Source organism: Halomonas cibimaris (assembly GCF_039537045.1).
Classification (GTDB): domain Bacteria; phylum Pseudomonadota; class Gammaproteobacteria; order Pseudomonadales; family Halomonadaceae; genus Vreelandella; species Vreelandella cibimaris.
Map to the genome: position 1 here is coordinate 1 of NZ_BAAAZT010000018.1, position 25,293 is coordinate 25,293.

Below are 25,293 nucleotides of genomic sequence, written 5' to 3' on the forward strand. Positions count from 1 at the left end.
CACCGGAAGACGATGCCGTCTCGAAATCGGCGTTCGGCGACGAGCTACCGGCTCCCCGGGGCTTCAGGATGCCCAATCAGCGTTCCGGTGAATAAGCCGGGTTTAAGCCAATGCTCGCTTGCCCCGGGCGCGCCGCTGGCACGCACTACGGCGCGGTCGGTATCATGCGCGTCGTTATCGCGCGACGCTCAGCGTGACGATCACGGGTGCGCTGGCATGGGTGGCATGAAACGGCCGCGCTGCTCTTTTACAGAAAACGGACGAAAAGGAACACTATGAACATCGCTGTTGCCGGTACCGGCTACGTCGGCCTTTCCAACGCTATGCTGCTGGCCCAGCATAACGACGTGGTCGCCGTGGATATCGTGGCGGAAAAGGTCAGCCTGCTGAATGACGGCGTCTCGCCCATCGAGGACGCCGAGATCAGCGACTTTCTCGCCAACCGCTCGCTAAACTTTCGCGCCACGCTGGACGGCGAGGCGGCCTACCGCGAAGCCGATATCGTGTTGATCGCCACGCCCACCGACTACGATCCGGACACCAACACCTTTGATACCTCCAGCGTGGAGGCGGTGATTCGCGCCGTCATGGCGGTCAATCCCGAGGCGCTGATGGTGATCAAATCCACTGTGCCGGTGGGCTACACCCGGGAAGCCAGCGAACGCTTTGCTACGCAAAACCTGCTGTTTTCACCGGAGTTTTTGCGCGAGGGCCGGGCGCTGTACGACAACCTGCACCCTTCGCGGATTATTGTCGGCGAACGCTCCGAACGCGCCGAGCAGTTTGCCGGCCTGTTGAAACAGGGGGCAGAAAAACGGGACATCGCCCGGCTGTTGACCCACAGCACCGAGGCCGAGGCCATCAAGCTGTTTGCCAATACCTACCTGGCCATGCGCGTGGCCTACTTCAACGAGCTGGACAGCTACGCCGAGTCCCACGGCCTGGACAGCCGCCAGATCATCGAAGGCGTGGGGCTCGACCCACGTATCGGCGATCATTACAACAACCCCAGCTTTGGCTACGGCGGCTACTGCCTGCCCAAGGATACCAAGCAGCTGCTCGCCAACTATCAGGACGTGCCCAGCAACATCATCCAGGCCATTGTCGATGCCAACCGTACCCGCAAGGACTTTGTCGCCGAGCAGATCATCAACCGCCGGCCGCAGGTGGTGGGGGTGTATCGCCTGATCATGAAGGCCGGCTCGGATAACTTCCGCGCCAGCGCCATGCAGGGGGTGATGAAGCGCATCAAGGCCAAGGGGATTGCGGTGATCGTGTACGAGCCGGTGCTGGAAGAAGCCACCTTTTATGGCTCACGAGTCGTGCGTGACATTGATGAGTTCAAGGGCGCCGCCGATGTAATACTCAGCAACCGTATGGTCAGTGAGCTCGCGGACGTCAGGGATAAAGTCTATACTCGCGACCTTTTCGGTAACGACTGACCGGGGCCGCTTGCCACTTCTAAACGCGGCTGGTCACGCTGGTCGCTGGGCAAATAATTAACTTTCGCTAATTAAAGTGACACGACTTTTCTTTCCCCTCTCGCCTTATGGCTTCGGTCGCATGGCATCAAAAGTCAGGTAACAAAACAGCAATTTTTGATGCCATCACTTCCTTCCTCTCGCCAATAATTTGACTTTTCTTCCCGCCTTTTCTTCGATTATTCTATTTAGCGATTGCTAAATTTATGGCAAATCCTGCAATTTTGCGGGAAATCTCATTCCGCAGTTTCCTCTGCAAAATTGCAGACCGCCACTGTAAAAATGCAGAATCGGTTGATGCCAAACCGGTGCGATTTTTCGGCTAATCCTGCAAAATTGCAGAAAATCGCATTCCGCCAAACGCCCTGCATTTTTGCAGAGCCACCGTGCAAAACAGCAACAGTCGGCAGCGTTTGAAATGAGCCGATTCTGCAAAATTGCAGAAAATACGATTCCATGGAAAGCCCTGCAAAATTGCAGAACGGCCTGCAAAATTGCATATCGGTGTCTCGTAAGCTATTGATTTTATTATACGGTGGCGATAAGTCGGGAATTATCGCCAACTATAACACCCCCGCGCTGTTCCACCTTTAGATCTACGCCAGCAAAGACGCTCTGGCCGAGGCACAAGGACCACCAATGAGCACTACAAGGAAATGCCGGTGCGCGCGGTGGTCAACGAGCTGATCGCCGATTTGCGCTTCGCCAGCGCTATTTGCCGGCAGCGGCACGGCCTTCGGGTCGTGCCGTTTTCATCTCCGTGATACGCTTTCGCCGTGATGCACTCGGGCTTATTTTTCATGAAAGATCACTACCTAAACCTTCGCGTTTCAGCATGCTTTCGCGCTTAGCGCCCGCTGCGTGGCTGCCCGCCACGGCGCTGGGCCTGGGGCTTGGCTATACGCTGATTACCCTGACGCGCCTGCCGTGGTGGACGCTGCCCGGCATTGCCGCGCTGGCCGGCGCGCTTGGCCTGCGGGTGCGGGCGGGCATGGCAGCCGGCGGCTATCGCCGGGCGCGGCCGTGGTCGCTGGTGCCGCTGTGCCTGTGGGGGCTTTACGTCTACCTGGCGGACAGCTTCGGCAACGTGGATCTCAGCGCGGTATTTTTCCATCTGCAGGCAGGCATTGCCGACCACGGCGGTAGCGAGCGCCTTATCGCCGCCGGGCTTTACACGCTTTCCATGCTGGGGCTGCTCTACGCGTTTACCTGGCTGGTGCGCCGGGATACGCGGCTGCGCCGCATCGAGCCGCTGATTGCGCTGGCGCTGCTGGTGAGCAATCCGCTGCTGGTCGGCGTCGGGCAGCGCAGCGCGGCGGTGGTTACCGAGGGCGGCAACTGGCTGGACCGCCACTATCGCCCGCCCGTTATCGAGCCGCAGCCGGCCCCGCCTAACCTGCTGGTTCTGTATCTGGAAAGTTTGGAGCGCACCTACGCCGCCCCGGCGTTTGGCGATGCCTACGATGACCTGCGTGCGCTGGGCAAAAACGGCGTGGTGTTTGACGGCGTCGAGCAGATCAGCAACACCGGCTGGACCATGGCCGGGATGATCGGCAGCCAGTGCGGCACGCCCTTGATGCCTGCCGGGCTGGTGCACGACCGCCAGTTTGCGCCGCTGGCCGAGGTGGTGCCGGGGGTGGACTGCCTGGGCGATGTGCTCAGCGAACAGGGCTACCGGCTGAGCTTTCTCGGCGGGGCAAGCAAGGCGTTCGCCGGCAAGGGCACGTTCTATCAGGGCCACGGCTTTGACCGCGTGCTGGGCCTGGACGAGCTTCGCCCGCGCCTGAATGATGCAGACTACGTCAACGACTGGGGGCTTTACGACGACACCCTCTACGACCTTACCGTTGAAGAAATCAAGCGCCTGGACGCCGAAGGCGACGGCCCCTGGGGCATGGTCAACATCAGCCTTGCCGCCCATGCGCCGGTGGGCTTTCCTGCCCGGCGCTGCCGCCGGCGCCAGGGCCAGTGGGACGGCGACGATATTCTCTACTCGGTGAGGTGTTCGGCCTGGCTGGCGCGCCGGCTGGTTGAACGGCTGGACGACCAAGGGCTTTTGGACAACACCCTGGTGGTGGTGGCAAGCGATCATTTGTCCATGCGCGTCTCGGCGTGGGACAAGCTTGTCGGCCTGCCCCGGGAAAACACCTTCATGCTGCTGGGCAACGGCCTTGAGCCGCGGCGTATTTCCCGGCGCGCCTCGATTGTCGATGTGTTCCCCACCGTTCTTGATGCTCTGGGCTACCCGCCGCAAGAGAACCGCGCCGGGCTTGGCGTTTCGCTTTTACAGCCGGAGACCCGCACGCTGCTGGAGCGCTACGGCAAAGACAAACTCAACGCCCGGCTGCTGGAAGAAAGCGCTCTGCAGCGCAGACTGTGGGAGGGGCTTGCGCCCAACCCCGGCCGCGCCGGCCGCTGACCGGGCTAGCCGTCGGTGGCGATGCGCCGGGTAACGGCGTGATACAGCGGCTCGGGGTAGAGATGGTTCAGGCAGTTAGTGTGGCCCAGCGGGCACACCCGCTTGAAGCACGGCGAGCAGTCAAGTGCCAGATAGTGAATCTGGGCGTTGGCCGTAAGCGGCGGCGTATACGCAGGCGAAGACGAGCCGTAAATCGCCTGCACCCGGGTGCCCACGGCGGCGGCCACGTGCATCAGCCCGGAATCGTTGGTCACCGCCTGCTCGCTGCCCGCCAGCAAGTCCACCGCGTCTGCAAGGGAGGTCTCGCCGCACAGGTTGCGGGCGTGCGCAAGCCCTTCAACGATGGCCTCACCGGCCGGATGATCCTTCGGCCCGCCGATCACGCGTACGGCATAGCCGTCTTCGCTCAGCCGTGCAGCCAGAGCGTGGAAGTAGCGCAGCGGCCACTGCTTGGCCGGGCCGTATTCGGCGCCGGGCATCATGGCAATGGCCGGGCGCTTGCCCAGCCCGTGCTGCTCGCCCAGCCGCGTCTGGCTTGCACGGTCGACTTCAAGGCGCGGTTCCGGCAGCGCAAACGCGCCGCTTGCGGTCTCGGCCTCGGGCAGCCCCAGCGCCACAAAGCGCTTGACGGTCTGGTCGAGCACGGTCTTGTCCAGCGCGCGGCGCTCGGTTAAAAGTCCGTAGCGCTGCTCGCCTAAAAACCCTACCCGCTCAGGGATGCGCGCCAAAAACGGCACCAGCGCAGCCTTCCACGAGCGCGGCAAAACAATGGCCCGATCGTAGCGGCCGCGAAGCTGTCGGGCCAGCGCCCGGCGGGCCTTCCAGCCGAACTCGCCGTGGCCCACCGCCAGCGGGTGCACGGCGTCCACCTCGGCCATGCGCTCAAGAATCGGCTCGGACCAGGGCGGCGCTACCACGCCGACGGTGGCCCCCGGGTAGCGACGTTTGAGCATGATGAACAGGCTCTGGGCCATGACCATATCGCCCACCCAGGACGGGCCCACCACCAGCAGGCGCGGGGCTTGTTCAGCCATTCAGCCACTCCAGATAGGCCGTCACGCCCTGGGCGACGGTCTTGAATGCCACGTCGCAGCCGGCCGCGCGCAGGCGGCTGATGTCCGCCCGTGTATAGCTCTGATAGCGGCCCTTGAGCGCTTCGGGGAAATCGACGTAGTCGATACGGCCCTTGCCGTAAAAGTCGATCACCGCCTCGCCGATGGCCTTGAACGGCTCGGCCCGGCCGGTGCCCAGGTTGAAAATGCCCGAACGCTCGGGGTTGTCCAGAAACCACAAATTGACGTCCACCACGTCACCCACGTAGACGAAATCCCGGCTCTGCATGCCCGCTTCGTAGCCGTCCCAGGCACCGAACAGCTTGAGATTTTCGCCGTTGCTGATCTGGGTGTGGTGGTGAAACGCCACGCTTGCCATCTTGCCCTTGTGCTGCTCGCGCGGGCCGTAAACGTTGAAGTAGCGAAAGCCCACCACCTGGCAGGAAAGCGTGTCCCAGCGCTCGCGAACGTGCTGGTCAAACAATAGCTTGGAATAGCCGTAGACGTTGAGCGGACGCTCGTATTCGGGGGCTTCCTTGAACACGCTGCTGCCGCCGTAGGTCGCCGCCGATGAGGCGTAGAGAAAGGCAACGCCGTAGCGGTCGCAGTAGTCCAGCAGCGTGCGCGAGTAGGCGTAGTTGTTCTCCAGCATGAACTTGCCGTCCCACTCGGTGGTGTCCGAGCAGGCGCCTTCGTGGAAGATCGCCTCGATCTGCGGAAGGTCGGTGGGCTCGCCGGCAAGGGCCGCGCGCACGTCGGCCAAAAAAGCGTTCTTGTCGCGGTAGTCGGCAAGCGTCAGGTCCGCCAGGTTGGCGAACTGGGTGCCGTCGGTTAAATCGTCCACCACCATGATGTCGGTGCGCCCGCGCGCGTTGAGCGCCTTGACGATGTTGGCGCCGATAAACCCGGCGCCGCCTGTGACTACGATCATGCTGGCTCCTTTTGTGAAATCGCTGGCGCCGCGCCGGTCTCAACGCGACGGGCGCCTATAACCTGTCTGCCATGAATTGTATACTTGACGGTCTGTGAATTCATGGTCAACGGGGCTTTGCGATGAGTGTTTCAACCAATAGCGCGACACCCGACGTGTCGACGTTCCAGGGCTTGATCCTGGCCTTGCAGCAGTACTGGGCCGAACAGGGCTGCGTGGTGCTCCAGCCGCTGGATATGGAAGTGGGCGCGGGCACTTTTCACCCGGCAACGTTTCTGCGCGCCATCGGCCCGGAAAACTGGAACGCCGCCTACGTACAGCCGTCGCGGCGCCCCACCGACGGCCGCTACGGAGAAAACCCCAACCGCCTGCAGCACTACTACCAGTTTCAGGTGGTGATGAAGCCGTCGCCGGCCCACTTTCAGGATTTGTACCTGGGCTCGCTCAAACGTCTGGGGCTGGACCCGCTGGTCCACGACGTGCGCTTTGTCGAGGACAACTGGGAATCCCCTACGCTTGGCGCCTGGGGGCTGGGCTGGGAGGTCTGGCTCAACGGCATGGAAGTCACCCAGTTTACCTACTTTCAGCAGGCCGGCGGCATTGAGTGTTTCCCGGTCACCGGCGAGCTGACCTACGGTTTGGAGCGCATCGCCATGTACCTGCAGGACGTGGATAGCGTCTACGACCTGGTGTGGACCGTCGCCCCGGACGGCAGCCGCGTGACCTACGGCGATGTCTACCTGCAAAACGAGCGCGAACAGTCGGCCTACAACTTTGAGCACGCCGACGTGGACTACCTGTTCAAGGCCTTTGACCATCAGGAAAGCGAATGCGCCCGCCTGCTGGACGCCGGCCTGCCGCTGCCCGCCTACGAGCAGGTGCTCAAGGCATCCCACACCTTTAACCTGCTGGACGCCCGCCACGCCGTCTCGGTGACCGAACGCCAGCGCTTCATCCTGCGCGTGCGCACCCTGGCCCGCAACGTGGCCAGCGCCTACTACGCATCTCGCCGCGCGGCCGGCTTCCCGCTCGCCGCCGAAGCGCTGCGCAATGAACTGCTCAATGATGAACCTGTGAACGACCAGGGAGACGCCTGATGGCCACGGATACGCTGCTACTCGAACTTGGCTGTGAAGAACTGCCGCCGGCGGCCCTGGACGCTCTGTCCGACGCCTTTGCCGAGGGCATAAAAAGCGGCCTGGAAGCCGCCGAGGTGCCCTTTGGCCGGGTGCGGGCGCTTGCCTCGCCGCGCCGGCTGGCGGTGGTCGTTACCGAGCTTGCCGCAAGCCAGCCCGACCGCGAAATCGAACGCCGCGGCCCCGCACTCGCCGCCGCCTTCAAGGACGGCGCGCCGACCAAGGCCGCCGAGGGCTTCGCCCGCTCCTGCGGGGTGGCCGTGGATCAGCTGATCGAGCTGGAAACGCCCAAGGGCACCTGGCTTGGCTTTCGCGAACGCCAGGCAGGCGAGCGCGTCAGCGCGCTTTTGCCCGGCATTCTCAACAAGGCGCTCGACGCGCTCCCGGTGCCCAAATACATGCGCTGGGGCGATACCCGCACCGAGTTTTCCCGCCCTGTGCACTGGCTGGTCGCGCTTTACGGCCGCGAGGTCGTCGCCGCTGAAGCTTTGGGGCTGAGTGCCAGCCGCACCACCTACGGCCACCGCTTTCACGCGCCGGACGCGCTGCAGCTGGCCCACGCCGACGACTACGTCGCCGCGCTGGAAAACGCCTTTGTGCTCGTCGATCGCGAACAGCGCCGAGAGCGCATCCGCGAGCAGGTGCTGGCCGAGGCCGAGGTCAACGAGGCCACCGCCGTCATCGACGAGGACCTGCTCGGCGAAGTCAGCGGGCTGGTGGAGTGGCCGGTGGCGCTGACCGGCAGCTTCGATGCGCGCTTTCTGGACGTGCCGGCGGAGTGCCTGGTGTCGTCCATGCAGGGCCACCAGAAGTATTTCCATTTGCTCGACGAGCACGGCCGGCTCAAGCCGCTGTTTATCACCGTGGCCAACATTGAAAGCCGCGACCCCGCGCAGGTCATCGCGGGTAACGAAAAGGTCATCCGCCCGCGCCTGGCCGACGCGGTGTTTTTCTTCGACGCCGACCGTAAGCGCACCCTGGCCAGCCGCCGGGCCGAGCTTGGCAGCATGGTGTTTCAGCACAGGCTGGGCACGCTTGCCGACAAGGCGCGGCGCAGCGAAGCCGTGGCCGCCTTTATCGCCGAGCGCATCGGCGGCGAGCCGGCCCACGCCAAGCGCGCGACCCAGCTTGCCAAGTGCGATCTGGTCACCGAAATGGTGCAGGAATTCGCCGAGCTGCAGGGCGTGATGGGGCGCTATTACGCCGCCGAAGACGGCGAGGCCAGTGAGGTCGCCGTCGCGCTTGAGGAACAGTATCTGCCGCGTTTTGCCAGCGATTCTATTCCGCAAACGGCCACCGGCAAGGCCCTTGCCCTTGCCGACCGGCTGGATACGCTGACCGGCATTTTCGGCATCGGCCAGCGCCCCACCGGCGCCAAGGACCCCTTCGCCCTGCGCCGGGCCTCCATCGCCGTGATCAATATTCTGGTCGCCGGCGAGCTGGATCTGGACCTGCGCGAGCTGCTGACGCTGGCCGCCGAGCAGCACGCCGATCTGCCCGGGGCCGACACCGTGGTCGACGACGTGCTGACCTACATGCTCGACCGCTTCCGCGCCTGGGGTCAGGATGCCGGCATCAGCGCCGAGATGTATCTGGCCGTGCGCAAGCGCCCGGTGACCAAGCCGCTGGACTTCGCTCGCCGGCTATACGCGGTCAAGGCGTTTGCCCAGCGCGACGAAGCCGCCGCGCTTGCCGCCGCCAACAAGCGCGTGTCCAACATCCTCGCCAAGCAGGACCACGACGGCAGCACCGGCGTAAACGCTGAGCTGCTCAGCGAGCCGGCGGAAAAGGCGCTGCTGGAAGCGCTGGGCAACCGCCGCGAAAGCGTGGCCCCGCTGCTGGCCGAAGACCGCTACACGGACACCCTGGACGCCCTGGCAACGCTGCGCGAGCCGGTCGACCGCTTTTTCGACCAGGTAATGGTCATGGCCGACGACGACGCCGTGCGCCGCAACCGCCTGGCGCTGCTGGCCAGCCTGCAGGCGTTGTTCCTGGAAGTCGCGGATATTGCCGAGCTGCCTCAGTAACCCGGGCCGCACCATAACGGACGAGAAAGCCCGGCACTTGCCGGGCTTTTTTTATGCGCCACCTTCGCGCACCGTGTCATGTTTCACGTGAAACACTTATCCAGGATCAAGATATGAAGGCGATAACCGCCCCGCTATCCCTTTTGCCAACGCGCCTGATCATGCTCGATCGGGACGGGGTGATCAATCAGGACTCCGACGCCTACGTCAAAACCATCAACGAGTTTGTCGTCTATCCCCAGGCCGTTGACGCCATCGCCCGGCTGAGCCGGGCCGGCTATGCCGTGGCCGTTGCCACCAATCAGTCGGGCATTGCCCGGGGCTATTTCAATATCACCACTCTGGAACAGATGCACGCGCACCTGCACGCACAGATAGCAAAAGCCGGCGGCCGGCTCGATGCCGTTGCCTACTGCCCCCACGGCCCGGAAGACGGCTGCAGCTGCCGTAAGCCGCTGCCCGGCCTGCTCTATCAGCTACGCGACAGACTGGGCCTTGAGACGCTTGCAGGCAGCTGGATGGTTGGCGACAGCCTGCGCGACCTGCAGGCCGGCACGGCCGCCGGCGCCCGCCCAGCGCTGGTGCGCACCGGCAAGGGCGCACGCACTGAAGCCAGGTGCTACGCCGCCGATACGCCGGTGTTCGACGACCTAGCAGGTTTTGCCGACTGGGTGCTGGAATAAGCGCGGTTTGCACACAGGGCAGAAAACATCAGAATAATTGATTAACTATATTTAACTTTTTGACTTATTGTGCAAAAATCATGCATTCATTTTTCGTACTTCTTACCAATAAAAACATACCAGATATCGGGCATAGGTTGGCCTGCCCGATCCATCGCCAAGGCCAACATCAGGAACAAGGGATGACACCTGGATGAAATTTTCTTTTACAACCGCCGCCGCCCTCACTGGCAGCCTGCTTGCCTTGAGCGCCACATCAGTCAGCGCTTCGGATGACATCAATCCATGGCAGCACTGCGGCATCGGCGCCGCTATCTTTGACAGCAACACCACGGCTGCCGCGCTTTCCAACGTTATCTGGGATTCGGGTACCACGGCCGTAACGTCGGCGACGATGTCTCCCGAGACTTGTAACAGCAAGGAAGTGGAAGTCGCCCAGTTTATCGATGAAAGCTACGATCAACTGGCACTGGAAACCGCCATGGGGGAAGGTGAGTATCTTAATGCAGCACTGAGCCTTATGAACTGTCGTCACAGCGCCACTCAAGACAACGTGGTACGCCAGCTTCGTTCGGATCTGTCGGCCGCCAGCGCAGTGTCCAGCTACACAGAGCAGCCCTACGCTGCAAAAGCCTACGACTACTACAAAAGCCTGAACCAGGCCACGGCCGACTGCAGCGCTAGCTAAAATCCAATAGCAGGTGATGTATAAAGGCCGGCCAGCCCGGCCTTTTTTATCCTTTCCTTTCTTGCACGCCCCACAGGTACTATCTCCATGCGACGCCTTACGGTGGCGCTGACGGCGGCTCTATGCCTGTCAGTTAGCACAGCTCATGCTCGTTTGAATGCTCTGGCCGGCGACCCCCAGTGGCTTTCAATGCTGCATTTCGACCGCGACGGTTTATTTGATCAGCCGCGCAGTGCCGTACTCGACAACGACTTTTTTTTTGCCCCGGATGGCCGCCATTCTCCTCAGCGGGAGTTACGTGCCACCCTGAACGCTTTGCGTCAGCCGCCGGTAGAGGGCAAGACTCACGCACGCTGCCGATTTCCCGCGCGCGCTTTGTGGCTCACCCGCAAACTCGGGGAGCAGTGGCCTGAAGCCTCCTGCCCGGAATGGGAAGCCTGGCAGCAACGGCACGGACAAACAGCGCCTACACTGATATTTGCTTCTGGCTACTTGGGCAATCCGGCTTCTTTTTTTGGCCACTTGATGCTGCATCTTGAGCAAAAGGCCTCACCGCAGGACGCTGCGTTTTCCTACCTGATGGATACAAGCCTCAATTTTGGCGCTGACGTACCCGAAAACGACGGACTTGCCACCTATATGGCCAAAGGGCTTTTGGGTGGCTACCGAGCCCGATATTCGCGTGCGCCTTTCTATCGCAACACCACGCTGTATTCAGAACGCGAGATGCGCGATCTCTGGCAGTACCGCCTGGCACTGTCAGAGCCCGATCGTGAGCTTTTGGTCGCTCATCTTTATGAAATCATGGGACACGATTATGAATACCTTTTCCTTACCCAAAATTGCGCTTCGCGTATTGCACGCACCCTAGAACTTGTCGTGGATGAGGACCTGACACCTGGCCATGCCCCCTGGGTCGCACCGGAAGCGCTGATTCGTGCCGTCGGCAAAGCCCATATGGACGGCACGCCGCTACTTGCCGACGTCCGCCACGAACCTTCAAGGCGGCTAAAAACGCAGTGGCGATACCACGACCTTACGCACAACGAGCAGCAGGCCGCTCAGGCCGTTTGGCCATTGATCAATACGCTTGCGTTGCACGCCCCGCGTTTTCAGCGGCTGAAAGAAAAGCGCCAATCGGCCGTTCTCGATACGCTGCTGGGGCATGCTGCTTTTCTCAAACAAACCGGAGAGGCAGCAGAGCTGGCCGGCATTGAGCGGCAGCTGCTTCAGGCACGCCTTGAATTACCTGCCGGAGCAGCTGCGCTCCCTGAGCGCGATATCCAACCAATCCATGAAAGCACGCCGCCGGGGCTCGTACGGATTTCCGGCGTTCATAACAGCGAACTGGGCAACGCGGCCAGGCTAACGCTTCGCCCTCTGCAGTATGACCTTCTGGACAGCAATGCCTCACGCATGCCGGATGCAGCACTGGAGATGGCACGGACAGAGCTGGACTTCCACGAAGGTTCTGTCCGGCTGCGACGCTTCGATCTATTCCACATCACGAACCTTCACGCTCGCAGCGTGCCGCTCCCTGATCTGCCAGGCACGGCCTGGCATGCCTCCGGCAGCGTTTACCGCGCCCGCCTGAGCTGCGATAACTGCCTTGAGGGCGGCGTGACACTCCTGGCAGGAAAATCATCCCGACTAGGCCGGCACCTCCCCTTTGCGCTGTTCGGAGGACAGCTGCGAACCACGCGACATCAGACAGGCCCGCTCGCACCTGCCGTACAGCTGGGCCTTCTCAGCAACTGGAGTACGCATCAGCGTACACTGATGAAAATCACTCGAACTGATGCCTTGAAAGGCAAAGCAGGTCAAACAACACGCTGGGAAGCGCAGTATCGATGGCGTCTGGGCAAAACCCTTGACCTTCGCGCAGGCGTAGAAGGAGATGATCAGGCGCATGAAATTCGCGTCGGTTTTTCAACCTACTGGTAAATTTTCAGGCTAGCGCTTCTTGTTTTGCGCCCAAATAAAAACGCCGCTTGAATAAGCGGCGTTTTTTGTTGCACGTACTGCGCAAAACTACGATACGAGCCCGATAGGTTTCACGTGAAACATGGCCGTTGTCGTTTATGCACGATCAAATATCAATATTGGCCACCAGCGCGTTGGACTGGATAAAGTCACGGCGCGGCTCGACTTCATCCCCCATCAGGGTATTGAACATCATGTCTGCGGCGATGGCGTCTTCAATGCTCACGCGCAGCATGCGCCGGCTTTCCGGGTCCATGGTGGTTTCCCACAGCTGCTCGGGGTTCATTTCGCCCAAGCCCTTGTAACGCTGTACGGAAAGCCCGCGCTGGCCTTCCTGCATCAGCCAGGCGAGTACCTCAGCGAAGCTTGCAACCGGCTTTTTGCGCTCGCCTCGGGTAATGTGGGCACCCTCTTCCAAAAGCCCGGCAAGCGCCTCGCCCATCACCGTCATGGCCCGGTAGTCGGCGCTTTCGAAAAAATCCAGCCCCCAGACGTAGCTGTTGGTAACGCCGTGGGCCACCAGCGATACCGCCGGCAGATGCAGCCCGCGCTCTTCGTCTTCGTGCAGGTAAAAATGGTAGCGCGGCCCGCCTTCGTAGGCGGCCTTGCTGTCCATGAGCTGCTGAACCTCATCAATCCAGTTTTGCATGGTGACGCGATCTTTCAGACTTTCTTCGCCGGAAAGCGCCGAGGCCTGCACCATCTGTTCCAGCACGGTGAACGGATAAATCCTTGAGAGGCGTTCGATGCGATTCATCACTCCGCGGTACTGGGTTACCAGCGCTTCCAGCTGCGAGCCGCTGATGCCCGGCGCGTCGGCGTTGACGTAGAGCTGGGCGCCGTCCAGCGCGGTGCTGGTGAGGTAGTCCACCATGGCCTGCTCGTCTTTGAGGTAGAGCTCCTGCTTGCCGCGCTTGACCTTATAAAGCGGCGGCTGGGCGATGTAGACATGGCCGCGTTCGATAAGCTCGGGCATCTGGCGGAAGAAAAACGTCAGCAGCAGCGTGCGAATGTGCGAGCCGTCAACGTCGGCGTCGGTCATGATGATAATCGAGTGGTAGCGCAGCTTGTCCGGGTTGAACTCTTCGCGACCGATGCCGCAGCCCAGCGCGGTGATCAGCGTGCCGACTTCCGCCGAGGAGAGCATCTTGTCAAAGCGGGCTTTTTCGACGTTGAGAATCTTGCCCTTGAGCGGCAGGATCGCCTGAATGCGCCGGTCGCGCCCCTGCTTGGCGCTGCCGCCGGCGGAGTCGCCCTCCACCAGATAGAGCTCGGACAGGCTGGGGTCTTTTTCCTGGCAGTCGGCCAGCTTGCCCGGCAGCCCGGCGATATCCAGCGCGCCCTTGCGCCGGGTCATGTCCCGGGCCTTGCGCGCGGCTTCACGCGCGCGGGCGGCGTCAAGCATCTTGTTGACAATGGCCTTGGCTTCGTTGGGCTTTTCCACCAGGTAATCGGCCAGCAGCCGGCCCATTTCCTGCTCGACGGCGGTTTTCACCTCGCTGGAGACCAGTTTTTCCTTGGTCTGGGACGAAAACTTGGGGTCCGGCACTTTTACCGAAACAATCGCCGTCAGCCCTTCCCGGGCGTCGTCACCGGCGGTGCTGACCTTGGCTTTTTTCAGCAGCCCCTCGGCTTCGATGTAGTGGTTGAGCGTGCGCGTCAGCGAGGCGCGAAAGCCGGCCAGGTGGGTGCCGCCGTCGCGCTGGGGAATATTGTTGGTATAGCAGAGGATATTTTCGTTGAAGGTATCGCTCCACTGCATGGCCACTTCCACTTCCACGCCGTCGTCACGCTCGGCGGTAAAGTGAAACACCGGATTGAGCACCGTTTTGCTGCTGTTGAGGTGCTCAACAAACGCCTTCAGGCCGCCTTCGTAGCGAAACAGCTCTTCCTTGCCGCTGCGTTCGTCCATCAGCCGGATGGCAACGCCGGAGTTGAGAAACGAAAGCTCGCGCAGGCGCTTGGCCAGGATGTCGTAGTGGAATTCAATATTGGCGAAGGTTTCCGCCGAGGGACGAAAGTGCACGCGGGTGCCGCTTTTGTCCGTGGTGCCCACCACGCCGAGCGGGGCCCGGGGAACGCCGTGGTGATATACCTGCTCAAACACGTCACCCTGGCGCCAGACGGTCAGCCGCAGCTCTTCGGACAGCGCGTTGACCACGGAAATGCCTACACCGTGCAGCCCGCCGGATACCTTGTAGGAGTTGTCATCAAACTTGCCGCCGGCGTGGAGCACGGTCATGATGACCTCGGCGGCGGAGACGCCCTCTTCTTCATGGATCTCGGTTGGAATGCCCCGGCCGTTATCGCTTACGGTGACCGATTCGTCCGGATGAATGACCACGCGGATCTCGCTACAGTGGCCCGCCAGAGCCTCATCGATGGAGTTATCCACCAGCTCAAATACCATATGGTGCAGCCCAGTGCCGTCGTCGGTATCACCGATGTACATGCCCGGACGCTTGCGCACCGCGTCCAGCCCCTTGAGCACCTTGATGCTGGATGAATCGTAAGCCTGATCGCTCATTGACCACTCCGTCGTGAAGTCTGTCGCGTTCCGTGTCGCCTAGCCTTCCACCAGCCGGCCTGACGCCGGCCGGCCCGGCTCCTCCCCGTCGGCATGTTTCACGTGAAACATTTTGGCCGCCGCCTGGGGGAGCCAGCGGGCACCCGGTTCAACGCTGGTAATAAATGCTTGGCACTGCATGGCGCCCAGCAGCTCGCCGAAGCGCTGCCGATAGCCGTCGTCCAGCTCTGCCGGCAGGTCATCAATCAGATAAACACAGTGCCGGCCGGGCGCGCTGGACGCTGACATGCTTTCCAGAAGCCGGCCCTGAGCCAGCTTGAGCGCGCTCACCACCAGTTTCTGCTGGCCTCGGGAAAGCACCTCGATCGCCGGTTTTTTGTACACCCGAATGCGCAGATCCGCCCGCTGGGGGCCCTGCTGGGTAAACCCCATCTGGGTATCGGTGCCGCGCCCGGCGAACAGCGCCTCGCTCAGCGAGCGCTGCCTGTCCCAGCCACGGGCGTAGTGCAGGGTCAGCCCGCTAAGCGGCAGCAGCGCTTTCAGGGTTTCTTCAAACACCGGCAAAAAAGCGCGAAACCACTCGCGGCGCAGCCGATCCACGGCCTCGCCGTGAGCGGCCAACTCCTGCTCCCATACGTCCAGCTNTCAGCGCCCGGCGTGCGCCCTTCCAGGCGGCTAAAAACGCATGTTTCACGTGAAACACGCCCCAGTCGAGAAACTCCCGCCGCCCCGCCGGTGAGCCCTCCAGCAGGCGAAAGGCATCCGGATTGATCAGCTGTAGCGGCAGGGTTTCCACCAGCTCGGCCAGGCGCACGCCGCGCTCGCCGCGCAAACGCAGCTCCAGTTCACGCTCGTCACGCAGCCGGCGAACGCCAAGCGTGGCACCGCCGCTGCCGTCTTCCCGAGCGGCCAGGCGGCCGAACAGAGCCAACTCGCGGGCGTCGTGCTGGATGACGTTTTTCAGCTGGCGGGTACGAAACGAGCGTCCCATGCCCAGGATATGAATGCCTTCCAGCAGGCTGGTCTTGCCGCTGCCGTTGGCGCCGGTGATCAGGTTGATACCGGCCGCCGGCGCCAGAGACAGCGGGTCAAGGTTGCGCAGCCCGTGAAACGTTAGCTGCTCGATACTCATGCAGGACTCATGTGGGCACCCAGTGGCAATAAACGAAAAGAAAACGGCGCTACAGCCACAGTTTGCGCGGCATTACAGTCGCATAGGCATAATTACGTAAAGCGCATCGCCGCCGCCGGGCTCTTCCAGCAGCGCACTGCTGTTGGGGTCGGCCAGAGTCACCTGCACACGGTCTTCGCCCAGCACGCTCATCACATCGATCAGATAGCCGACGTTAAAGCCCATCTCCATGGCCGGGCCGTCGTATTCCACAGCGACGCTTTCTTCGGCCTCTTCCTGTTCGGGGTTGTTGGCCATGACCTTGAGGTTGCCGGCCTCCAGGTATAGCCGTACGCCGCGGTATTTCTCGTTGGACAGAATCGCTGTGCGCGACAGCACCTGGCGCAGCTCGGCGCGCTCGGCCAGCATGACCTTGTCACCCCCGCGCGGTATCACCCGTTCGTAGTCGGGGAATTTGCCGTCGATGAGCTTGGAGGTGAACGTAAAGTCGCCGGTGTGGGCGCGCACGTGGGTTGGCCCCAGGGTGAGGCTGACCGGCTCGTCGCTGTCGTCGAGCAGCCGCGTGAGCTCAAGAACGCCCTTGCGCGGCACGATCAGCTTTTGCGGCGCGTCAACGTTGACCTCAAGCTCGCGCGAGCACATGGCCAGGCGATGGCCGTCGGTGGCCACGGCGCGTAGCAGGCCGCTTTGCATTTCCAGCAGCATGCCGTTGAGGTAGTAGCGCACGTCCTGCTGGGCCATGGCGAAGGCTGTGGCGTCCATCAGGCGCTTGAGCGTGCCGCGAGGTACGCTGAGCTCCTGGCTGGCGTCGGTGCCCTCAATGCCGGGAAATTCTGCCGCGGGAAGCGCAGACAGGGTGAACCGCGAACGCCCGCTGACCAGCAAAACGCGCCGATCTTCCACAGACAGCTCGATTTCGGCCTGCTCGGGCAGCGATTTGCAGATATCCATCAGCTTGCGCGCCGGCACGGTAATCGCTCCCGGCTGCTCTACGGCGCTGGCCACGGTGCGCCCGATCAGCTCGACCTCAAGATCACTGCCGGTCAGGGCCACCTGATCACCGTCGATGTCAATCAATACGTTGGAAAGCACCGGCAGCGTCTGGCGGCGTTCCACTACGCCTGCCACCAGCGTCAGCGGGCGCAGCAGCGCTTCTCGGGAAATGGAAAATTTCATCAAGGCTCCGGTTTCGACTTGAAGGATTGGAATGGCGCCATTTGCGCCTTTTGAAAGGCGCCGTCAGCTGGTCAAAAGGCGCAGCAGATTTTTATAGTCTTCGCGAATATCGGCGTTTTCTTCCTGCAGCGCACGCACCTTGCGGCAGGCGTGCAGCACCGTGGTGTGATCGCGCCCGCCGAAGGCATCGCCGATCTCGGGCAGGCTGTGGTTGGTCAGCTCCTTGGCCAGCGCCATGGCCACCTGACGCGGACGCGCCACCGAGCGCGAGCGCCGTTTGGAGAGCAGATCCGCCACCTTGATCTTGTAATACTCGGCCACGGTGCGCTGGATGTTGTCCACCCCCACCTGCTTGTCCTGCAGGGCGAGCAAATCCTTGAGCGACTCGCGAATGAAGGTTTGGGTAATAGGCTTGCCCATGAAGTGCGAGTCGGCAATGACTTTTTTCAGCGCGCCTTCCAGCTCGCGGACGTTGGAGCGAATCTTCTGGGCGATAAAAAACGCCGCGTCGTGGGGCAGGTCCACCTTGGCCTGATCGGCTTTTTTCATCAGGATCGCAACCCGGGTTTCCAGCTCCGGCGGCTCGATGGCCACCGTCAGCCCCCAGCCAAAGCGTGATTTCAGCCGCTCTTCGACGCCGCTGATTTCCTTGGGGTAGCGATCCGAGGTCAAAATCATCTGCTGGCCGCCTTCCAGCAGCGCGTTGAAGGTGTGGAAAAACTCTTCCTGGGAGCGCTCCTTGCCGGCGAAAAACTGAATATCGTCGATCAGTAAAGCGTCGACGCTGCGATAGAAGCGCTTGAAATCGTTGATGGCGTTGAGCTGCAGCGCCTTGACCATGTCGGCGACGAAGCGTTCGGAATGCAGATACACCACCCGGGCGTTTTCCCGACGCCCGGCCAGAGCGTTGCCCACCGCATGCATCAGATGGGTTTTACCCAGCCCCACGCCGCCGTACAAAAACAGCGGGTTATACGCCCCGCCGGGGTTTTCCGACACCTGACGCGAAGCGGCCCGGGCCAGCTGGTTGGATTTGCCCTCAACAAAGGTATCGAACGTGAAATTGGCATTCAGCCCGCTGGTGTGTTTGAGACTGCCTTCCACCTGCACCTGCCGTTCGCCCGAGGGACGCGGCGTTTGCTGGCTAAGACCGTTGACGGCGTGCTCGCCGCCTGCGCTGCTGCGAGGAGGCGAATGCGCCGCCGAGCCGGTGCTGGCCGGTGCGGCCGACACCGGGTTGCCCAGCTCCCGCGGGTCAGGGGCGGATGCAGCGGCGGCGCGGCGGCTGCCTACGCTCAGGCTGACGCGAGGCGGCTTGGCAGGGGCAAGTTCGCGCATCAACTCGCTGATTCGCTTGGCATATTTATCGCTTACCCAGTCACGCACGAAGCGATTGGGGGCCAGCAGAAAAAGCTCGTTGGCTTCTCCCTGCTCGGCCTGCAGCGGGCGTATCCAGGTATTGAACTGCTGGGAGCTAAGCTCATCTTGCAAGCAGTCCAGGCACTGATGCCAAAGCGCGAGTGACACTTATCTCACCATGGGATTGAAAAAGGTCGGCCATTGTAGCGCTCAGCGACGCTGTTATCCACATGCAAATACGCACGACTCTGCCTGTGGATAACCTCTTGGTAACATGGTGATTTCTCGTTGATAACCGCTGGATAACTCGGGGGATAACCGAATTGCTCCAAAGCGTCCACTGCTTCGTCACAGGTTATGCGCACTTTTTCCAACGCTTACCCACAGACTTTTCATCTATCTAGCCGTTTGATTCACGCAGTGAAAAATGAGTTATCCACAGATATGGCCTGCACCAATAATAACAACAGCAGTAGACCTTTAATAACAATAGTAACTGTTATGTCCCGATGCCCGCGCCTGTGCGGCATGGCCGTTTTCCCCATTTATCCCGGGCGTGGGTCCAATCAAGCCAGACCCGAATTCGCTCAGAAACGCCGATAACGAATCACAAACCGGCAAAACGCACGCCGGTCGCTTTGGAATTCGCCACGGAAAAATTGCACCGGGCGGATGGAAGCTCTACAATTTGCGGTCTTTCATTGGATATCCCCGTGCGGCGGCTGCCGGACAGGGGCTTCCAGCATTGATGTTTCGTCCTAAACCACGTGGGAATCACCAGTTATGAAACGCACTTTTCAACCCAGTGTTATCAAGCGCAAGCGCCTGCACGGCTTTCGTGCCCGCATGGCCACCAAAAGCGGTCGGGCGGTCATCACCCGCCGCCGTGCCAAAGGCCGTAAGCGTCTGAGCGCCTGATCAAGCGTTGGGTGTGTCCCGTCAAGGTTTTCCCCGCGCGCTGCGTCTGCTAAGCGCCGGGGATTTCCGTTACGTTTTTGCGCAAGCCGATCTGAAAATCCACGCGAAAGGCATGCTGGCACTGGCCCGTTTCAACGACGGCGATCATGCGCGCATCGGTCTGGTAGCGGGCAAGAAAAACGTCAAGCTTGCCGTCGAGCGCAACCGCTTCAAGCGCCTGACCCGGGAGTCGTTTCGCCTGCGCCAGGAAACGCTGCCTGCCGTTGACGTGGTGATACTTGCCCGGCGCGGCGTAGACGACATGGACAACGCCATGCTGCAACGCCAGCTACACGGGCTATGGAAACGGCTAAAGCGCGAAGCCTTGCGGCGCAGCGGCGCCCCCAGGACATAACGTGACGCTTGATGCCAACACGCCGCTCGACCCCGGCCTGCCGTACGGCAGGCTTTTGCACGTCATGGGTCGGGTAAAACAACACTGCGCCATTGCATGTTCATCACCCAGCGGGCAGAACCCTCATGGACGTTAAACGACTGATATTAGTGATTCCACTGGCAGTACTTGCGTACCTGCTGGTGGTCCAATGGAATCAGGACTACGGGCAATCGGCAAAGCCTGCGCCTGCCGTTGAAAATACCCGGCTTGATAGCGCTACAAACGGCAAAGCCGGTACGGCCAGCACCGACGACAACGGCCTGTCTGTTCCTGATAAAACGCCGTCTGCCAAGACCGACGACGATGCCAGCCTGGCCGATGCCGGCGATGAAAGCCGGGGCCGCGACGTGATCGCTGTGACCACCGACGTGCTTGACGTGCGTATCGACCCGCACGGCGGCGACATCGTGTATGCCGCCCTGCCGCAGCACAAGCAGACGCTGGACACCGAGCGCAACTACGTGCTGCTTTCCGACAACAGCGTGCGCAGCTACGTCGCGCGTTCCGGCCTGCAGCTCGGCGGTGACGCCAGCCGTATTGCGTTTACGCCGGAAAAAACCGAATACCACCTAAGCGAAGACGAAGATCGGCTTGACGTCGACCTGAAAGCAGAGGTCAACGGCGTTGAAGTGACCAAGCGGCTACGCTTTACGCGCGGCGACTACGCGGTCAACGTGCGCTATCTGGTCGACAACCAAAGCGAGACACCGGTGGATGCGCGCTTTATCGGCCAGCTGGTCCGCGATGACAGCCCGGACCCCTCCACCGGTTCCGGCGTAGGCATGCGCTCCTTTTTGGGGGCGGCCTACTCTACCCCGGAAAACCGCTATGAGAAGGTCGACTTTGAAGACATTCAGAAAGGCAACGTAGAAAACCGCGAAGCCGAGGGCGGCTGGATCGCCATCCTGCAGCACTATTTTGTCTCTGCCTGGGCGCCGCCGCAGAACCAGCAAAACCTGTACTACGTCACCACCGATGCCAAGGGGCGCAACGTCGCCGCCTTTGCCGGCCCCACCAAAGAGCTTGGCGCCAGCGAACAGACCACGCTTGATGCCACGCTCTACATGGGGCCCAAGGTGCAGGACTACCTGGAACAGGTCGCCCCCAACCTGCGTTTGACCGTGGACTACGGCTGGCTGTGGTTCATCGCCAACCCGCTGTTCTGGCTGCTGGACAAGATCCACGACGTGATCGGCAACTGGGGCTGGTCGATTGTGCTGCTCACCGTGCTGGTGAAGGCCGCGCTGTTCCCGCTGTCGGCCAAGGCCTACCGCTCCATGGGGCGGATGCGCAAGCTCGGCCCGGAAATGAAGCGCATCAAGGAACGCTTCGGCGACGATCGCCAGAAGATGTCCCAGGAAATGATGAAGTTCTACCAGAAGGAGAAGATCAATCCGCTGGGAGGCTGTCTGCCTATCGTGGTGCAGATGCCGGTCTTCATTGCGCTTTACTGGATGCTGCTGGAATCCGTCGAGCTGCGCCACGCGCCGTTCATGTTCTGGATTCAGGACCTGTCGATCAAGGATCCGTACTTCATCCTGCCGATTCTGATGGGCATTTCGATGTTCGTTCAGCAGCAGCTCAACCCCACGCCGCCGGATCCCATGCAGGCCAAGATCATGAAGATGCTGCCGGTGATCTTCACGTTCTTCTTTTTGTGGTTCCCGGCCGGTCTGGTGATCTACTGGGTGGTCAACAACGTGATTTCCATCACCCAGCAGTACTTTATCACCCGACAGATCGACAACGATCCGAGTATTGGCAAGGGCAAGACCTAGCGTTTGGTTGAGCCTGTTACCGTACCCTCCGAACCCCCGCCCCTGCGGGGGTTCGGCGTTCCGGCAGCTGCCCACAGAGAGCCCCTATGGCCGATTACTTTTACACCCCCGATACCATTGCCGCGCTTGCCACCCCGCCCGGTCGCGGCGGCGTAGGCATTATTCGCCTGTCCGGCCCGCACAGCCGGGAAATGGCCGCCGCCGTTCTCGGCCGCTGCCCGGCCCCGCGCTACGCCCACTATGGCCCTTTTTACGGAAGCGCCGCCCTGCACGGCGAGCGCGAGATTATCGACGAAGGCATTGCGCTGTTTTTTCCCGGGCCGCATTCGTTTACCGGCGAAGACGTGCTGGAGCTGCACGGCCACGGCGGCCCGGTACTCATGGACCTGCTGCTTGAGCGCTGCGTGGCGCTGGGCGCGCGGCTGGCCCGGCCCGGCGAGTTTTCCGAGCGGGCGTTTCTCAACGACAAGCTCGACCTCGCCCAGGCCGAAGCCATTGCCGATTTGATCGACGCCACCTCGCGCTCGGCGGCACAAAACGCCGTGCGCTCGCTACAGGGCGAATTTTCCCAGCGCGTCGCCGGGCTGGTGGAGCGCCTGATCGAGCTGCGCATCTACGTCGAGGCGGCGATCGACTTTCCCGAGGAGGAAATCGACTTTCTCGGCGATGGCCGCGTGGCAGCCATGCTCAACGCCGTCATGGCCGAACTGCGTAAGGTGCGCGCCGCCGCCGGCCAGGGCGCGCTGATGCGCGAGGGCATGAGCGTGGTGATTGCCGGGCGGCCCAACGCCGGCAAGTCCAGCCTGCTCAACGCGCTCACCGAGCAGGACACCGCGATTGTCACCGACATCGCCGGCACCACCCGGGACGTGCTGCGCGAGCATATCCACATCGACGGCATGCCGCTACACGTCATTGACACCGCCGGGCTTCGCGACACGCCCGACGCCATCGAAAAAATCGGCGTGGCCCGGGCCTGGGAAGAAATAGAAACCGCCGACCGCGTGCTGCTGCTGGTCGACGCCGCTACCACCGACGCTACCGATCCGCGCGCGATCTGGCCCGAGTTTGTCGATCGCCTGCCGGATACTGGGCGTTTGACGCTGGTGCGCAACAAAATCGATACCAGCGAAGAAACGCCGGAAACCGACTTATCCACAGCCCACCCAACCGTGCGCCTGTCGGCCAAAACCGGGGCGGGTGTGGATAACCTGAAAGACCACCTGAAATCCATCATGGGCTTTAACGCCACCACCGAGGGGCGTTTTTCCGCCCGCCGGCGCCATCTGGACGCCCTGGACCGCGCCGCCGCGGCGCTGGACAGCGGCCAGGGCCAGCTCACCGGCTTTGGCGCCGGCGAGCTGCTCGCCGAAGATCTGCGCGACGCCCAGCAGGCGCTTGGCGAGATCACCGGCGAGTTCAGCGCCGACGACCTGCTGGGCGAAATTTTCGGCAGCTTTTGTATTGGCAAGTAAAGCGGGACGTTTGAAGCAATAAATGAATGCGAATCAATTTCAATCGCTTTATTTTTCGCTATAATGCGGCCCGCCGTACACACCACATCACAAAGGCACCCCCATGAAGAGAACACACTGCAAACGCATCGCGCCCTGCTTGGCCGGCCTGACGATATTGCCGGCGCAGATGGTTTTGGCGGCTGACGCTGAGCTCGAAGAGATGGTGATTACCGCCAGCGCAGGGCTGAAAACCACACGGCTTGAAGCGCCGGCCACCGTGACGGTGATCGATGCCCAGGAGCAAAGCAAATACCAAATGGCCGCTGACGTGGGGGAACTGATCGCTGATGCACCCGGCGTGAACGTATCGTCGCAGTCAAACGGTTCACGCGGTGTTCGCATTCGCGGCATGAGCAACGAGTACACCCAGGTGCTGTTGAACGGCCGGCGCTCCTACACCAAAGAGGCCTTGTGGCGCGGAAGCGATAACGCCTTGAGCCTTACCCCGAGCATTGCCATTGACAGCATCGAGGTGATCCGCGGCCCCATGTCGACGCTTTACGGAGCGGATACGATGGGCGGGGTTGTGAACGTGAAAACCCGCAAGCACAGCGGCGTTGCAGAAGGCGCTGTGAGCGTGGAAGGCCAGCATAACCAGGGGGACGAAAACGGCAACGGCCAGGTGTACGGCGTGTATTATTCAGCGCCGGCAACCGAATCTTTGAGCTATACCGTTTACGGCAACTATCTGGATGTCGACGAGTCGTTCTACGACGATCATCCCGACGCCACCAAACACCGCTCTCAGGAAAACTACAACCTGGTCAACCGGTTTGATGTTGCCCTGGATGAGCAAAACAGCCTGGATCTTGAAATTCAGCTGTCAGAAGAAAACCAAACGGGCACATCGCTGTTTCGAGGGCGTTCCTATGAGCAAGAGCGCGCCCTGAACCGCTACACCCTTGGCTACGGCTACCAGTCCGCCACCGCCGAGGCAGACGCCCATGTGTACTACAGCGACTTTGACGTTGACTACGACACGCCTGCCTCTGACATCACTGAGACAGACTACGGCAGCGATGCACAGGCGGTCTTTTTTATAGAGGACCATACGGTGACGGTGGGTGCTGAAGCGCGAAACGCGGAAATAGAAAACACGCGCATTGCCGGCGGCTCAACCGATAGAACCAGCTCCGCTGCGTTTGTGGAAACAACCCTGGCGCTGGCCGACACAACGAAGCTGACCTTGGGCGGGCGCTTCGATCACGACACCTTGTTTGACGATGAATACACCTACCGGGGCTATCTGACCCAGTCGCTAACCGATAGCTGGAGTTTGAAGGCGGGCGCCAGCACCGCTTTCAAGGCCCCTACCATGGCGCAAATATCGCCCTCCTATTCCGCGCCGGGCTGCGCCGGCAGGTGCAGCGTCAACGGTAACCCTGATCTGAACGCCGAAACGGGCACGTTCAGCGAACTGGGCGCGTACTACGCAAACGGCGCCACCTCTGCCAGCGCCACCCTGTTCTACAACGAAGTTGACGACATCATCAGGATGGCAACAAATCCCAGTCCCACAAACGATGATGTGTCTTTTATCAACGTCGACGAAGCGACGCTCAAGGGAGTAGAACTCTCTGTAAAGCAGCAGTTTGCAAAAATGGACCTTGATCTTTCCTACACCTACCTGGATGCGTAGGACAATCGCGGTGACGTTCTCGTCGGCACCTCAGAGCATGAAGCTTCGTTGAAAGCCAACTGGTTCGCCAGCCCCGTGATGGATGTATTTGCCAGAGCGCAGTACAGAAGCGAGGTAACCGGTGAGCTGGGCAATAACGACGTTGCCGATGCCTATACCACGCTAGACGTCGGCATGCGCTACAGCCTGCTGGCCGATGTTGATGTAAAACTGGGGCTTAACAACATAACAGATCAGGAAATATCAAGCCCGGATACCTACAGCGAGGTGCTCAAGGGCCAGACCTACTATGCCGGGCTGAGCTACCGCTTCTAGGGATCAGCCAGCGTTTGCTGCCTTGACCTGGCCGCTTCAAGCAGCTGCATTCCGGCGGCCGGGACAAATATGGCCAGGTGCTTTCGCGAAGCGGGG

Annotated in this window: 17 protein-coding genes and 2 pseudogenes; 12 read left to right on the top strand and 7 right to left on the bottom strand. The window is 61.4% G+C overall.

Annotation, left to right across the window (positions count from 1 at the left end):
* Positions 1-275 precede the first annotated feature (275 nt).
* Complete coding sequence (locus tag ABD654_RS01995) at positions 276-1,442, top strand: nucleotide sugar dehydrogenase (protein WP_344701760.1); 1,167 nt, start codon at positions 276-278, stop codon at positions 1,440-1,442.
* A gap of 275 nt (positions 1,443-1,717) precedes the next feature.
* On the opposite strand, the gene ABD654_RS02000 is transcribed toward ABD654_RS01995, so the two are convergent.
* The gene (locus tag ABD654_RS02000; protein ID WP_344701762.1) at positions 1,718-2,044 is read right to left on the bottom strand and encodes a hypothetical protein; all 327 of its coding nucleotides are present in this window, start codon (positions 2,042-2,044) and stop codon (positions 1,718-1,720) included.
* A 272-nt stretch (positions 2,045-2,316) separates the two neighbouring features.
* Between ABD654_RS02000 and ABD654_RS02005 the strand changes: the two genes are divergently transcribed.
* Positions 2,317-3,900, top strand: a complete 1,584-nt coding sequence (locus ABD654_RS02005; RefSeq protein ID WP_344701764.1) for a sulfatase-like hydrolase/transferase — start codon at positions 2,317-2,319, stop codon at positions 3,898-3,900.
* A 5-nt stretch (positions 3,901-3,905) separates the two neighbouring features.
* Here the strand turns inward: ABD654_RS02005 and waaF are convergent, their stop codons facing one another.
* Together waaF and rfaD are read right to left on the bottom strand one after the other, a co-directional pair.
* Positions 3,906-4,934 (bottom strand): lipopolysaccharide heptosyltransferase II, encoded by a 1,029-nt coding sequence (waaF, locus tag ABD654_RS02010; RefSeq protein ID WP_344701766.1) that lies wholly within the window; start codon positions 4,932-4,934, stop codon positions 3,906-3,908.
* The gene (gene rfaD / locus ABD654_RS02015) at positions 4,927-5,883 is read right to left on the bottom strand and encodes an ADP-glyceromanno-heptose 6-epimerase (RefSeq protein WP_344701768.1); all 957 of its coding nucleotides are present in this window, start codon (positions 5,881-5,883) and stop codon (positions 4,927-4,929) included. The genes waaF and rfaD overlap by 8 nt, the downstream gene beginning before the upstream one ends.
* 122 nt (positions 5,884-6,005) lie before the next feature.
* Here rfaD and glyQ point away from each other — a divergent pair, with 122 nt between their 5' ends.
* From glyQ to ABD654_RS02040, 5 genes are all read left to right on the top strand, one after another.
* Positions 6,006-6,980: a glycine--tRNA ligase subunit alpha gene (gene glyQ, locus ABD654_RS02020; RefSeq protein WP_344701770.1), complete on the top strand. Its 975-nt coding sequence runs from the start codon at positions 6,006-6,008 to the stop codon at positions 6,978-6,980.
* On the top strand, positions 6,980-9,046 hold the full coding sequence (glyS, locus tag ABD654_RS02025; RefSeq protein WP_344701772.1) for a glycine--tRNA ligase subunit beta: 2,067 nt from the start codon (positions 6,980-6,982) through the stop codon (positions 9,044-9,046). The genes glyQ and glyS overlap by 1 nt, the downstream gene beginning before the upstream one ends.
* 113 nt (positions 9,047-9,159) lie before the next feature.
* A complete protein-coding gene (gene gmhB, locus ABD654_RS02030; RefSeq protein ID WP_344701774.1) occupies positions 9,160-9,729 on the top strand; it encodes a D-glycero-beta-D-manno-heptose 1,7-bisphosphate 7-phosphatase in 570 nt (189 codons plus the stop codon).
* A gap of 193 nt (positions 9,730-9,922) precedes the next feature.
* Positions 9,923-10,417, top strand: a complete 495-nt coding sequence (locus tag ABD654_RS02035; protein ID WP_344701776.1) for a DUF3015 family protein — start codon at positions 9,923-9,925, stop codon at positions 10,415-10,417.
* Positions 10,418-10,504: 87 nt separating this feature from the next.
* Positions 10,505-12,361, top strand: a complete 1,857-nt coding sequence (locus ABD654_RS02040) for an Lnb N-terminal periplasmic domain-containing protein (RefSeq protein WP_344701778.1) — start codon at positions 10,505-10,507, stop codon at positions 12,359-12,361.
* Between the two features lie 145 nt (positions 12,362-12,506).
* Here the strand turns inward: ABD654_RS02040 and gyrB are convergent, their stop codons facing one another.
* The 4 genes and pseudogenes from gyrB to dnaA all read right to left on the bottom strand — a co-directional run bounded on the left by gyrB (position 12,507) and on the right by dnaA (position 18,762).
* Positions 12,507-14,927, bottom strand: coding sequence for a DNA topoisomerase (ATP-hydrolyzing) subunit B (gene gyrB / locus ABD654_RS02045; RefSeq protein WP_344701780.1), 2,421 nt, complete (start codon positions 14,925-14,927; stop codon positions 12,507-12,509).
* Positions 14,928-14,966: 39 nt separating this feature from the next.
* Positions 14,967-16,059 (bottom strand): annotated as a pseudogene (recF, locus tag ABD654_RS02050) (DNA replication/repair protein RecF).
* A 72-nt stretch (positions 16,060-16,131) separates the two neighbouring features.
* Positions 16,132-17,235, bottom strand: coding sequence for a DNA polymerase III subunit beta (dnaN, locus tag ABD654_RS02055; RefSeq protein ID WP_344701783.1), 1,104 nt, complete (start codon positions 17,233-17,235; stop codon positions 16,132-16,134).
* Between the two features lie 63 nt (positions 17,236-17,298).
* Complete coding sequence (gene dnaA, locus ABD654_RS02060) at positions 17,299-18,762, bottom strand: chromosomal replication initiator protein DnaA (RefSeq protein WP_344701785.1); 1,464 nt, start codon at positions 18,760-18,762, stop codon at positions 17,299-17,301.
* 615 nt (positions 18,763-19,377) lie between these two features.
* Here dnaA and rpmH point away from each other — a divergent pair.
* From rpmH to ABD654_RS02085, 5 genes and pseudogenes are all read left to right on the top strand, one after another.
* Positions 19,378-19,512 carry a 50S ribosomal protein L34 gene (rpmH, locus tag ABD654_RS02065; RefSeq protein ID WP_344701787.1) on the top strand — a complete coding sequence of 45 codons (135 nt, stop codon included), beginning with the start codon at positions 19,378-19,380 and terminating at the stop codon, positions 19,510-19,512.
* A gap of 13 nt (positions 19,513-19,525) precedes the next feature.
* On the top strand, positions 19,526-19,906 hold the full coding sequence (gene rnpA / locus ABD654_RS02070; protein WP_344701789.1) for a ribonuclease P protein component: 381 nt from the start codon (positions 19,526-19,528) through the stop codon (positions 19,904-19,906).
* 125 nt (positions 19,907-20,031) lie between these two features.
* Complete coding sequence (gene yidC, locus ABD654_RS02075; RefSeq protein ID WP_344701791.1) at positions 20,032-21,726, top strand: membrane protein insertase YidC; 1,695 nt, start codon at positions 20,032-20,034, stop codon at positions 21,724-21,726.
* A gap of 86 nt (positions 21,727-21,812) precedes the next feature.
* The gene (gene mnmE / locus ABD654_RS02080) at positions 21,813-23,201 is read left to right on the top strand and encodes a tRNA uridine-5-carboxymethylaminomethyl(34) synthesis GTPase MnmE (protein WP_344701793.1); all 1,389 of its coding nucleotides are present in this window, start codon (positions 21,813-21,815) and stop codon (positions 23,199-23,201) included.
* Positions 23,202-23,403: 202 nt separating this feature from the next.
* Positions 23,404-25,197 (top strand): annotated as a pseudogene (locus ABD654_RS02085) (TonB-dependent receptor plug domain-containing protein).
* Positions 25,198-25,293 lie beyond the last annotated feature (96 nt).